Below are 12,209 nucleotides of genomic sequence, written 5' to 3' on the forward strand. Positions count from 1 at the left end.
CAGTTCTGCTACTTCGCTTCCAGGGTGAGTGCGTAGATCTCGTCTGTTCCCGTGCTACGCATGAAGATAGGAGCGTCTTTCGGATCGAGCGTCATGAAACTGTTTAGTCCTCCATGGAATCCAGGAAGATCCACCACACGTTCTGCTGTGCCACCCGGGAAACGAATTCGATATACCTGCACACCTTTGATCCAGCGAAAGAAGTAAATGAACTTGCCATCTCGCGACCAGTTGGGCCAAGCGACGACTTCCTTTTCTAACAAGGACCATCGTTCTGTCTCAACGTCGAAGAGTCTCATGGCACCGGTGATGATGTCGAGTGCAACGATGGAGCGGCCATTTGGTGACCACATTGGCGCGAAAAGACCAACCGATCCGGGAACCGTGATGATCTTATGGTGTTCTACATCGAGAATACGTATATCGCTCCTTGCGTCCGCAGGGCCGCCCTTGCAGAAGACGATCTTTCGACCGTCGGGAGACCAGTTGGGCTCAGTCAATCCCTTTGTTTGTTCCGGGAGAAACGGCTGAGGAGCGCCGCCCAGAGAAGAGACACTATATATCTTGGTTTGCCCGTTGGCATCCGTGGCGTCAAACAGGATCTGGGTTCCGTCGGGCGACCACTTCGGCAACTCGGCCCGCAGGGGAGGAGCGGTGAGTTGCACAGGGTTGCTGCCATCTTGATTCGCCCTCCAGAGAGCGCCCTGGGGGCTGGTGATATATGCAACAGTCTTGCCATCTGGAGAGAAACGAAGATACGTCGCCGACATGCCTCCGAGGAAGGGTTGTAACTGCCGGGATTTGGCGTCATAGCGGACCAGTTCTCCTCGATCGACGGTGCCGCGGGCAAAGATAGTTTTCCCGTCTTTGCTGGGGATAGGCCGACTCCACCGGACCAGGCCTGGTGTCAGTTGAATTGGTTCGGCGGCCGCTCGGTGGAAAAGTCTGCGACGCTCATCAATTGCCCATATCTGACTTTTCAAAGAAGAGGAATCCTGAGACCAGAACAGAAAAAAACGTCCGTCTGGAGTCCAACGCCCACAACGCTGCCTGGCAGCGGGGCGCCAGGCAGGAAGCAACAGATGCTTGCGCGACCCCTCTGCCGACAGCTCCCATAATCTGTTATCTGCCGCGAACCGAATCGATCTGCTGTCGGGCGACCAAACGACGTTATCTTCATTCGAGCACGGGGCAGAAACTTGCGCTTCTAGAATTCTGCGCGCTTCGCTTCCATCGCTGCGCATGATAGAGATGTCGCCCTTGTCCGTGCTGTAAACGATCGATCCGCCGTCCGGAGACCAATCCGCGCAGCGGACTGTTTCGTTCGACAAATGACGAAGCGATCCTCCTGGAATCTGAACGGTCCATAGGCCACCTGAGGTCATCGAAGTAACCAGGAGTGCGGCACCATCCGGCGAAACGCTTTTCAGCAATGGGTTTGGCAATGCAACCGGAATGAGCGCAATATCTCCGCCCGTTACTCCAACCTGGGCAATCGAGAACGGAAACTCCTGATTGAAGTAAAGTCTCTGATCGTCGGCTCCGACAAGAATCTTGACTTGACCGTCGTTGGTGAGTTGTCTGAACTCCGTAATGTACGGAACTGGAGGTGGATGGCGCAGATACCAATGCGTGGCCGTGGGCAACGCAACGGCGGAGCTCAACCCGATTGCCAATAGCCAGCGTGATCGACGTGTCGGATGCGGGATGTCGGATTTTTCTGTAGGTTGTGCTTTAGCGGGGGCCGGAAGAGCGGCATTTATTGAAACGTTTGGCGCGGGAGCTTTCGGAAATATTGGCGACGGGGGCGGGGCTTCTTTCGGCAGGTTTTCCATCAGAACAATTAATCGGTAGCCGAGTCGGGGAAGCGTTTCGATGTACTGAGGGTGTTCGGCGTGATCGCCGAGCGCTTCACGCAGCCGGTTGATTGTACTGTTCAAACCATGTTCGAAGTCGACATATGTGGTCTCCGGCCAGAGCTTTTTGCGGAGTTGCTCACGGGTGACGAGTTCCCCAGGTCTCTCGAGAAGCATGGCGAGCACGTCGATGGGCTGGCCATGGAGAGTCAGCTTCTGACCGTTTTTGTAGACTTCGCGAGTATAGAGATTCAGTTCGAACGACTGGCAGCGAATCACTTGGTTGAACGCGACGCCGGTTTCCATGGTTTAGAAACCTCACTACGGCGAAGCGCTCGGTGAAGCACAACCTTGCATGCGCTCCCCGTGATGGCCCGTTTGATTGCGGAAGTGTATCACCGTCGCTGTGACCTGGCTGTGACCTTCCACTTAAATTTCTGAATTCTTAGGAGTTTACCCTCCTGACTCTCCACTGACATAGGATGAACGCCGGATTTATCTCCGTTGCATTGAACCGACAGGGCGGTTGATTCAAGATGGTTGCGTGAGTTGGGTGGTGCACCTGTTCCAGGAACGACGGGATTGAGATCCGGGGCAGATGCGATGGACCAAAAGCACAAGCTAAGCCGAACTGAAGTCTTGATTTGAGATCACATTTGGAAGTGAATCGCGCATACCCTGCGAGGAATGCGCCGCAGCGCTCCGGAGGTCGCGAGACTTTTCGGGGAAGGGGGAAGTATGAAACTGTTTACCAGGTCTTACGCTTTCAGGATGGTTGCGGTGATTGCGGCCGCCCTGTTGCTCTCCTCCGCAGCGTTTGCCGTGAAACCGGCATCGTCGGTGGAAATTTCCATACTGATGGGGCAGGCAAGACAGGATGCTGTGCTTGCCGATAAGGATATGACTGCGCTCGAGTCATATTCGATGGCCGGCGTTCCATGGCAGGTGCACTTTTTAAGACTCCAAGAGATCCAGGTGCATGTGAACGACCTCATGAAGGATGTGAACCAGTTAAGAGCGATCGAATCTAACGGTACTCCCAGCCAGCAGGACGCCATTAACCGTCTCGATTCACTGGTATCCAGCATGGCAGCGAATGTTCGAGTGACGATCAAATACCTGAATCAGAATCACAGTCGTGTGAATATGCCGCCGTTCAATGATCAGGTGCACATCGATCGACTGCTGATCAATTCGATCTATAACGTCACACGCGCCCATGCGCCTAAAAACAACATGTACTTTGCCGACGCCCCGAAAAAGTAAACAGCGATCGCACACGAAGTGCCCGGGACCCTCGCCCGGGCACTTTATTTGTCTGACCGGACGTCCATTTGCCTACAGTGAATATTCGCGCATCCTTACGGCCAATCCTTCCAAGGAAAAGTGAGTGATGTGCACCAGATAAATTAGAGAGATGGTCAAGACACGCGCCATGTGGAGAGCGGAACTCGGGGCAATGATTGCGCTCGCGATTCCGGTCGTACTCAGCGAACTTGGTTGGGTGGCGCAGGGTGTCGTGGACAACATCATGGTGGGGCGGTTGGGGCCGGTGGCGATCGGCGCAGTTGCGCTAGGGAACGCGGTCTTCTACACGCCCGCACTGTTCGGTATTGGCCTGCTGCTGGGGCTGGACACGCTGGTAGCGCAGGCTTACGGTCGGCGCGATCATGATGAATGCCATCGGTGGCTGGCGCAGGGAGTCTATCTCGCGTGCATCGTAACGCCGCCAATCATGATCCTGCTGGTAGGACTGAGCTACGGGTTTATGCACTTCGGGGTGATTCCGGAGGTCGCAGCGTTGTCTGGAGGTTATCTACGCATCCTGACATGGGGAACGCTGCCGCTGCTGCTTTACGCGGGAACGCGTCGATATTTGCAGGGCGTGGGACAAGTTCGCGTGATCACGGCGACGTATGTGCTGGCGAACCTGATGAACTGGTTTGGAAACTGGGTTCTGATCTATGGCAAGCTGGGCTTTCCGGCTCTGGGCGTAAATGGCTCGGCCATTTCAACCTGCATTGCGCGCGTGGGAATGGCGGTCGCGCTGCTGGGGTTCGCGTGGAGATATGAACGCAAGCGCGGGCATCCACTGTTTGCGCACTGGGCGGGACCGGAACTGGATCGGCTTCGTAGTTTAGTGCGGCTGGGAGCGCCGGCAGCGGGGCAGATTTTGCTCGAGGTCGGCGCGTGGAATCTGAGTACATTTGCGGCGGGATATCTGACACCGGTTGCGCTAGCGACGCATACGATCGCCCTGAATTATGCCAGCATTTCATACATGGTGCCGTTGGGAGTGGGAGCTGCGGCCGCCGTGAGCGTGGGGCATGCAATCGGTGCCGGCGATCCGGCGCGTGCGCGGCGCGCAGGCTGGATGGCACTGGCGATGGGTACAGGATTCATGGTGTGTGCCGGCATCGTATTTCTGCTGGCGCCCGGACCTCTGATCAAGCTCTACACACACGACCCTCGCGTATTGGCGGTGGGTCCGAGCTTGCTATGGATCGCGGCGGCATTTCAGATTTTCGACGGCATCCAGACCGTCTCAACCGGGGCATTGCGCGGTCTGGGTGAGACACGCGTCCCAATGATTGCGAACTTTGTGGGCTATTGGGTGATGGGTCTTCCGCTCGGTTTCATCTTGTGCTTTGTTTTCAAGTGGGGGATTTACGGGATGTGGATCGGGCTGACGCTTTCGCTGATTGTGATCGCGTCGACGCTTCTTATGCGATGGCACCGGGATTCCGCTCGGATGGCGCTGGCGCATTCAAAAATATAGGGTTAGCTGCCTTTGTAGGCATCACATTACTAGGCAACGTCCTAGGGCTGTCGCTGCCGGTTTTCGAGGAATGAACAAACGTTGCTGCCAAAGGTACTTATGGTGCTGCCGCGTGTGTCTGCAAGCGGTACGAGTTACCTCGTAGGTGACTATAATCACAAGTGAGCGAAGCTTAGTCGCTTTCCATCGCGTTTTTGCAGGAAAACCGAACTCCGATGCCAAGGTCCGCTGTATCGAGCGACCGCAAGGTTGCAACGACTTCGGACGGCCAATGAACATGAAGCCCGGTCCTGAACGCGCGGAAATTCACCTGAAGGGAATCCCGCCAAATGGCGACTGGAGACCTGGCCCTGGGTCAAGAACAGGGCGCGATCAACGCGCAAAAGCGCGTAGTTAATGATTTCAGCATCAACGTAGCAACGGTGAACGGGTCCGGCTCGCAATCCGCCAATAGCGTACTGCTGAAGAGCATCTTTGGAATGGGTATTCCCGTCAGCGGGAAAAACCTGTTTCCCTCGAACATCGCCGGACTTCCCACCTGGTACACAATTCGCGCGAGCAAAGACGGGTATGTCGCCCGCACACGCGATGCTGAATTCCTGGTGGCTTTGAATCCTGAAACTGCGAAGAGCGATATTGAAGCGCTGCCGGCCGGCGGCGTCGCGATCTATGAAGAGAACGCGAACCTGAAACAGTATCGTAGCGATGTTGTCTGCTATCCGGTTCCTTTCGATAAGATCACTGCCGCTGTCTGCACCGAGGCTAAGCTTCGCAAACTCGTCAAGAACATGGTGTACGTGGGAGTGGTTGCACAACTCCTGTCCATTGATCTGGCCGTTGTGGAGCACAGCGTCAGAAAGCAATTTGCGAAGAAGCAGAAAGTATTCGATCTGAACTTCGGCGCGATTAAAGCTGGATTCGATTACGCACAAGAGAAGCTGGTCAAGCAGGACCCATTTTTTCTTGAGCGCATGAATCAGACAGCCGGCAAGATCATCATCGACGGCAATGCAGCTTGTGGCATGGGAGCTGTTTTTGCCGGCGTGACCGTGGTGGCGTGGTATCCGATTACGCCTTCGACTTCGCTGGTGGAAGCGACCACCGATCTGCTGAAGAAATTCCGCGTAACCGAAGATGGCAAGGCGACATTCGCCGTAGTGCAGGCTGAAGACGAACTCGCTGCCATCGGTATGGTGCTGGGCGCAGGCTGGGCTGGCGCGCGCTCCATGACGTCAACCTCCGGGCCGGGAATTTCGCTCATGGGCGAGTTTGCAGGTCTGGGGTATTACGCCGAGATTCCGGGTGTGATCTTCGACGTGCAGCGCACTGGGCCTTCGACGGGCATGCCGACGCGCACGCAACAGTCAGATCTGCTGTCGACTGCGTTCCTGTCGCACGGCGATACAAAGCACGTTGTGTTACTGCCGGGTTCGGTAAAGGAATGCTTCGAGCTAAGCATGGAAGCCTTCAACCTTGCCGAGCGGCTACAGACGCCGGTGTTTGTGTTGACGGATCTTGACCTGGGCATGAACAACTGGATGTCGGAGCAGTTCGAATATCCTGCGAAACCCCTCGATCGCGGCAAGGTTCTCACGAAAGAAGATCTCGACAAACTGGGTGGATTTGCACGCTACCGCGATGTTGACGGCGACGGGATAGGCTGGCGTACGCTGCCCGGTACGATGCATCCCAAGGCCGCATACTTCACACGCGGTTCGGGACACAACGATGCTGCTGGCTACACGGAAAAGCCGGGCGAGTACCAGGCAGTAATGGAGCGGCTATCGCGCAAGTTTGATAATGCCCGCAAATTGGTGCCAGCGCCGGTTGTCGTGAAAAACGGCAGCTCGCGTGTTGGTATTCTCGCATTTGGCACGACAGACTTCGCGCTTCGCGAGAGCCTGGATCAGATCAAGAAGGAATACGACAAAGATGTCGACTACATGCGCATCCGCGCGTACCCTTTCGCGCACGAGATCCATGACTTTGTCGCATCGCACGATCGCGTCTACATCGTTGAGCAGAATCGCGACGCACAGCTTGCTACGCTGCTGAAGATCGATCTGCCTGCAGACCAGATTGTTAAGCTGCGCAGCATTCTGCACTATAACGGGCTGCCAATCGATGCCCGCACCATCACTGAAGAATTTGCAACCAAGGAGGGCCTGTAATCATGGCAACCCCAACCGCTACGCCAGGCCCCAAGGTCAATCACATCGGGCTTCCGGTACTTGAATATCGCGGCGGCAAGTCCACGCTCTGCGCGGGCTGCGGCCACAACGCAATCTCCGAGCGCATCATCGACGCGATGTATGAGATGGGCGTTCAGCCAGAGCGCGTGATGAAGATGAGCGGCATTGGATGCTCGTCGAAAAGCCCGGCATACTTCATGAGCCGTTCGCACAGTTTCAACTCGGTGCACGGCCGCATGCCTTCAGTCTCCACCGGGGCGCACCTTGCCAATCACACCAACATGCTGCTGGGTGTCTCCGGCGACGGGGACACTGCTTCCATCGGCATGGGGCAATTCGTTCACTTGATGCGCCGCAATCTGCCGATGATTTACATCATTGAAGATAATGGGGTGTACGGTCTCACGAAGGGCCAGTTCTCTGCAACTGCGGATATTGGCTCGAAGCTGAAAACCGGCGTCATCAACGATCTGCCTGCCATCGATACTTGCGCCCTAGCTATCCAACTTGGTGCGACCTTCGTCGGCCGTTCATTCTCGGGCGATAAGAAGCAACTCCTTGCCATGTTGAAGGCAGCGATCGCCCACAAGGGAACGGTTATGCTCGACGTGATCAGTCCTTGCGTGACGTTTAACGACCACGAGGGATCCACCAAGAGCTACAAGTTCATGCAGGAAAACGACGAGCCCATCAACGACGTTGGGTTTGTGGCCAGCTTTGACGACATCGATGTGGACTACGACTCGGGGCAGGTATATGAAGTAGAAATGCACGACGGCTCGAGCCTGCGACTTCGCAAGCTGCATGAAGACTACGATCCGACCGATAAGGCCAATGCCGTGAAGACGCTGATGGAGGCAGAGGAGAAGAATGAGGTCCTCACCGGCGTGTTCTACATCAACACAGAGAAGCCGACGTTTACCGATCTGCTGAACATGGTAGATGAGCCGCTGGCGACTCTGCCGGAATCTCTGACACGGCCGCCAAAGTCCGCGCTTGATGCGCTCATGGCGAATCTGCAGTAAAAGACAGTTGTCAGTGATCAGCAAAAAGCCCCGCGAAATGCGGGGCTTTTCTTTTGCAAACGAATTCAGTTATTGCTTAGGTCCACGAGGGCTAGCGCTGAGCAGACGCAGTGCTATGAATGCCCATCGCAGTGAGCTTGGCCTTTGCCTGGGCAGCTTCGGGCGTTTGCGGATGCCGCTGAATGAGCAGGCGGAGTTCGTGGATGCCGGCGTCCTTCTTGCTTTGCTGAATCAGTGCAAAGCCCTTGTGCAACTGTGCAGCGGGAGCTTTCGGACTTCCGCTGAAACCCTCTAAAACCGCGTTGTAGTTCTTGATGGCTTCGGCATAGTCCTGCTGATGGTAGGCAATTTCGCCGAGATAATATTCGGCGCTTCCCGCCAGGTCATCCATCGGGTAGTAGTGAATGACATCTTGAAATTCCCCGGTGGCGACAGGATATTTTGCGGCGTTGTAATCGCGCAGGGCTGCCTGAAAGGTCTCCTTCAAGGGAGGAGTCATGGCGCCGGGTGCAGCGTTGTTAGCCATCGGTTGTGGTAATGATCCCTGAGCACCCCCCGGACCTGCTCCGGAGTCGGGAACAGGCACTGTCGGTGCTGTTCCACCGGGCGCTGGTTGTCCGCCAGTCGGTGGTGCGCTCTGAATATTCTGCAATTGGCCTTGCAGGTCCTGGATCGATTTGTCGAGCTTAGCGATGCGCGTCTTCAATTCATCCACAGAGTCATTGAGCGACTGAACCTGGCCGGACGCCGTGTCGATTTTCCCGCTGAGGCCATCGCTCTGCTGGTTGATCTTTTGCTGAAGAGCGTTCACCGTCTGGCTCATCTGGTTCGCGTTATCCGCGGTCTGCTCCACGAGGTGCTGCAGGACCCCAAAGCGGGTGTCGAGGGTCGACTGAAGCCGCTGCACCATGTCGAGCAACTGCTGCACCTGGGTCTGAAGTTCAATGATTTCCTTTGAGGCCGCATGCGCGCGCACGGGAGCCATGGCAAGGATGGTGAGCAGAATTGCCGCCGCAGCAGCACGATGGCGAAGTGTGAAGACTTTATGCATCGATCACCTACGATGTAGAAATTCGAGCTCGCTTCCAAAGGAATGCAAGACACGATATTTGTTAGACGAGATCGGGCGATCTCTGCGCTGCCTAGGTGCTCTATCTGCTTGATTGCTCGATTGCTCGATCTGAAACACTTGCCGGGTAACGAGGGCTAAGCGGCATCGCAGATGAGGGCGATGCCGCCAGCCAGGCTAACGGTTTTACTGGTCGAGCGAGAAGCCGGCGCGGCGGTTCTGCTGCCAGCAGGCCTCAGTTGACTCCGAGCAGAATGGCTTCTCTTTGCCGTAGCTGACAACCCTGATGCGGGCCGCAGCGATTCCGGCAGAGATCAACGCGTTCTTTGCAGCATCGGCACGGTTCTGCCCAAGCGCGAGGTTATATTCGTTAGAACCGCGCTCGTCGCAATAACCGCCGATGACAATGCGGATATTGGGATGGCTGCTCAAGTAGGCAGCGTCCTTTGACAGGATGCCCTGCGAATCGGGGCGCACGTCGTAGGCGTCGTAATCGTAGAAGACGTCCTGCATGTTGGCCTTAAACTCTTCTTCTGCAGACATCGAATTTGTCGGTTGCGTTACCGGTGGCGGAGCGTTGACCGTCACTCGCGCGGTGTCGTCAGCCGTCCCGCCTTCTCCGCGAGCCACGAGATGATATGTCGTGGAGGCGGTCGGTGTAACGGTCTTGGTGCCAGAGGTGGGCACGTCGCCAATGCCTTCGATCGAGACACTGGTCGCGTCCGTAGTTTTCCAGTTGAGCGTTACCTGGTCTCCAGCTGAAATAGCGCCGGGCTCCGCACTAATGTGAGCGGTTGGAGCGGGGGCCGTGACCGGTGGGGCTGTCTGAGCCGCCGGGGGCGGCGTCTTCTTCTTACAGCCAGCGATGGCTACCAAAGCTACAAGCAAAGCAGGAACCAAAACACGGGTGCAACGTTTCAATTCGTAACTCCTTCCGCAAGGTCATTTGCGTACATTGATGACGTTTCCATTTTAGCTCCGCTGGTTCGACAGCAGGTACACGATTGCAGCATCGACTGTTAACAACCAATGTTCGGGTGTTTGAAGTACCGCAGCAGGCTTGAGCGGGCTGCATTGCTGCTTGCGGATGAAGAGGGGAGCCGGGAACTCAGGGGTAGGATGCTAAGTTTAAGCACGCCGATCCGAATCCAGCAAAACGCTCTAAACAATTTAAAATCAGCAACCGGGGAAGCGGTCGGTGTCGCAGCCCATCCGAATGGCAGAGGGGCGCCGAGGAGAGATTCATGAACGTCAGTAGAACTCGATTTCTGGCCGCAATCGTCTGCGGATCCATTTTAGGAAGCGCGACGATTTTGGTAACGGCAGAGCGCGTCACGCCGGCGGAAGCCGATCTCGTCGCTTTCGAGCGGCAAGGCGATGGCTTCTCTGTGCAAAACCGGGTGATTAATGCAGCGTGGACATTCTCAAATGGTGCGGTGAACGATGGTGTGGTCCGCGACCGAATAGGCGGCACCATTCTCCACACTCATCAACCGTTCAAAGTGCTGCTGAACGACGGAACAATTCTCGATACAGCAACTCTGAAGCTTGTGGGAGAGCCGCGCGCAACCGAAATCTTGCCAACCCCGAATGCACCTCGCACGGCGGCGACACTTCACGGCGAAATCGTGGAAATGCGGATGCAAACCGGCGACCGCGCCATACAGGTTGATTGGTCGATTGTGCTGCTGGCGGGTTCAAACTACATTCGGCAGATTGTGACTATCACGGCCGCGGGCGAGAAAGATCTCCCTATCCGTCGAGTAGAGTTGGTTGATCTTGATCTCCCCGGAGCTCACGTGGTGGGATCCGTTGCTGGCTCGCCGATCGTGGCAGGGAACTGGTTTGTTGGATTCGAACATCCTCTTTCGCAAAGCAAAACGAGAAGTGGACGGGCTACGGCATGGATCGATCGCGAATTGCCTCTTCGCGCCGGCCAAAGCGTTACATATTCATCCGTGATCGGCGTGGCACGACAGGGACAGATGCGCAGGGATTTCCTTGCCTATCTGGAGCGCGAACGTGCGCATCCTTATCGCACCTTTCTGCACTACAACTCATGGTATGACCTGGGGTTCTTCACGCCATATACCAGCACTGACGCGGTGGACCGCATCAACACCTTCGGACATGAGTTGAGTGAGAAACGCGGCGTGCAACTGGACTCGTTCCTCTTTGACGATGGATGGGACAAGCACGACTCTCTCTGGAAATTCAATGCCGGTTTTCCAGATGGATTCACGCCCCTGAAGCAGGCGGCGGAAAGGTACAAAGCCGACCCGGGTGTCTGGATGTCGCCGTGGGGCGGTTATTCCAAGCCGAAGCAGGAACGCATCGCGTTTGGACATCAGGCCGGTTACGAAATTGTCGGCGGGGGATATGCGCTTTCCGGGCCGAAATACTATGCTGCGTTTCGCGATGTAGCTCTTGAGATGGTCCAGAAATACGGGGTGAATCAATTCAAATTTGACGGGACGGGCAATGTCGATTCCGTGTTTCCTGGAAGCAGGTTCGATAGCGATTTCGCGGCAATGATTCACCTCATTCAAGAGTTGCGAGCCGCAAAGCCAGATCTGTTCGTGAACCTGACCACGGGGACATGGCCATCGCCATTCTGGACAATGTATGCGGACAGCATCTGGCGCGGCGGCGACGATGATTCAACCGCTGGAGTAGGTACATATCGAGAACGCTGGATCACTTATCGCGATGCCGATACTTACCAGCGCGTCGTACAGATGGGCCCGCTCTATCCGCTGAATTCTCTTATGCTCCACGGATTGATTTACGCGCAACACCATAACGACCTCGACAAGGACCCGGGCAACGATTTCCGCAACGAAATTCGATCGTACTTCGGCACTGGAACGCAGCTCCAGGAGATGTACATCACTCCGTCTCTTCTAAGTGCGCAGAATTGGGATGACCTTGCGGAAGCGGCAAAGTGGTCGCGTGAGAATGCCGAGGTGCTTAAAGACACGCATTGGGTCGGCGGCGATCCGGCATGGCTGGAGGTGTATGGATGGGCTTCCTGGACACCGAAGAAAGGGATCCTGGTTTTGCGCAACCCCAGCGATCACGAGCAGACGATTCAGCTTCGTCTGCAGGATGCCTTTGAACAGCCTTCCGACGCCCCGCGGGTGTATAGTGCTCGGAGCCCTTGGAAAGATGATGCAGGGCGCCCGGCGATTGTGCTTCCTGCGCAAGAAGCACATGAGTTCCATCTCGCTGCATTCCAGGTACTCACGCTCGACATCCTGCCTGCTCCGACTGCGCACCGCTGAGGAA

The 12,209-nt window shown here is 56.0% G+C and carries 8 protein-coding genes; 5 read left to right on the forward strand and 3 right to left on the reverse strand.

The window, feature by feature from the left end; translation table 11 throughout:
- Positions 1 to 8: 8 nt before the first annotated feature.
- Positions 9 to 2,162: a winged helix-turn-helix domain-containing protein gene (locus P8935_RS14730; RefSeq protein ID WP_348261056.1), complete on the reverse strand. Its 2,154-nt coding sequence runs from the start codon at positions 2,160 to 2,162 to the stop codon at positions 9 to 11.
- Between the two features lie 432 nt (positions 2,163 to 2,594).
- Between P8935_RS14730 and P8935_RS14735 the strand changes: the two genes are divergently transcribed.
- From P8935_RS14735 to P8935_RS14750, 4 genes are all read left to right on the forward strand, one after another.
- Positions 2,595 to 3,122 (forward strand): hypothetical protein, encoded by a 528-nt coding sequence (locus P8935_RS14735; RefSeq protein WP_348261057.1) that lies wholly within the window; start codon positions 2,595 to 2,597, stop codon positions 3,120 to 3,122.
- A 151-nt stretch (positions 3,123 to 3,273) separates the two neighbouring features.
- Positions 3,274 to 4,635: an MATE family efflux transporter gene (locus P8935_RS14740; RefSeq protein WP_348261058.1), complete on the forward strand. Its 1,362-nt coding sequence runs from the start codon at positions 3,274 to 3,276 to the stop codon at positions 4,633 to 4,635.
- Positions 4,636 to 4,964: 329 nt separating this feature from the next.
- Entirely contained in the window at positions 4,965 to 6,806 is a 1,842-nt protein-coding gene (locus P8935_RS14745; RefSeq protein ID WP_348261059.1) for a 2-oxoacid:acceptor oxidoreductase subunit alpha, read from the forward strand.
- Positions 6,807 to 6,808: 2 nt separating this feature from the next.
- The gene (locus P8935_RS14750; RefSeq protein ID WP_348261060.1) at positions 6,809 to 7,852 is read left to right on the forward strand and encodes a 2-oxoacid:ferredoxin oxidoreductase subunit beta; all 1,044 of its coding nucleotides are present in this window, start codon (positions 6,809 to 6,811) and stop codon (positions 7,850 to 7,852) included.
- Between the two features lie 91 nt (positions 7,853 to 7,943).
- Here the strand turns inward: P8935_RS14750 and P8935_RS14755 are convergent, their stop codons facing one another.
- Positions 7,944 to 8,903, reverse strand: a complete 960-nt coding sequence (locus P8935_RS14755; RefSeq protein ID WP_348261061.1) for a tetratricopeptide repeat protein — start codon at positions 8,901 to 8,903, stop codon at positions 7,944 to 7,946.
- A 204-nt stretch (positions 8,904 to 9,107) separates the two neighbouring features.
- Positions 9,108 to 9,842: a peptidoglycan-associated lipoprotein Pal gene (gene pal / locus P8935_RS14760; RefSeq protein ID WP_348261062.1), complete on the reverse strand. Its 735-nt coding sequence runs from the start codon at positions 9,840 to 9,842 to the stop codon at positions 9,108 to 9,110.
- 323 nt (positions 9,843 to 10,165) lie between these two features.
- Between pal and P8935_RS14765 the strand changes: the two genes are divergently transcribed.
- Positions 10,166 to 12,205 (forward strand): enterotoxin, encoded by a 2,040-nt coding sequence (locus P8935_RS14765; RefSeq protein ID WP_348261063.1) that lies wholly within the window; start codon positions 10,166 to 10,168, stop codon positions 12,203 to 12,205.
- The last annotated feature ends 4 nt before the right edge of the window (positions 12,206 to 12,209 follow it).

It is taken from the genome of Telmatobacter sp. DSM 110680 (genome assembly GCF_039994875.1).
Taxonomy (GTDB): domain Bacteria; phylum Acidobacteriota; class Terriglobia; order Terriglobales; family Acidobacteriaceae; genus Telmatobacter.

What these genes read in the sequence shown, in the direction of transcription:
- P8935_RS14735 (WP_348261057.1), top strand. Translation starts at nt 2,595, where the DNA reads ATGAAACTGTTTACCAGGTCTTACGCTTTCAGGATGGTTGCGGTGATT.
- P8935_RS14730 (WP_348261056.1), bottom strand. Translation starts at nt 2,162, where the DNA reads ATGGAAACCGGCGTCGCGTTCAACCAAGTGATTCGCTGCCAGTCGTTC.
- P8935_RS14755 (WP_348261061.1), bottom strand. Translation starts at nt 8,903, where the DNA reads ATGCATAAAGTCTTCACACTTCGCCATCGTGCTGCTGCGGCGGCAATT.
- P8935_RS14750 (WP_348261060.1), top strand. Translation starts at nt 6,809, where the DNA reads ATGGCAACCCCAACCGCTACGCCAGGCCCCAAGGTCAATCACATCGGG.
- P8935_RS14740 (WP_348261058.1), top strand. Translation starts at nt 3,274, where the DNA reads ATGGTCAAGACACGCGCCATGTGGAGAGCGGAACTCGGGGCAATGATT.
- P8935_RS14765 (WP_348261063.1), top strand. Translation starts at nt 10,166, where the DNA reads ATGAACGTCAGTAGAACTCGATTTCTGGCCGCAATCGTCTGCGGATCC.
- P8935_RS14745 (WP_348261059.1), top strand. Translation starts at nt 4,965, where the DNA reads ATGGCGACTGGAGACCTGGCCCTGGGTCAAGAACAGGGCGCGATCAAC.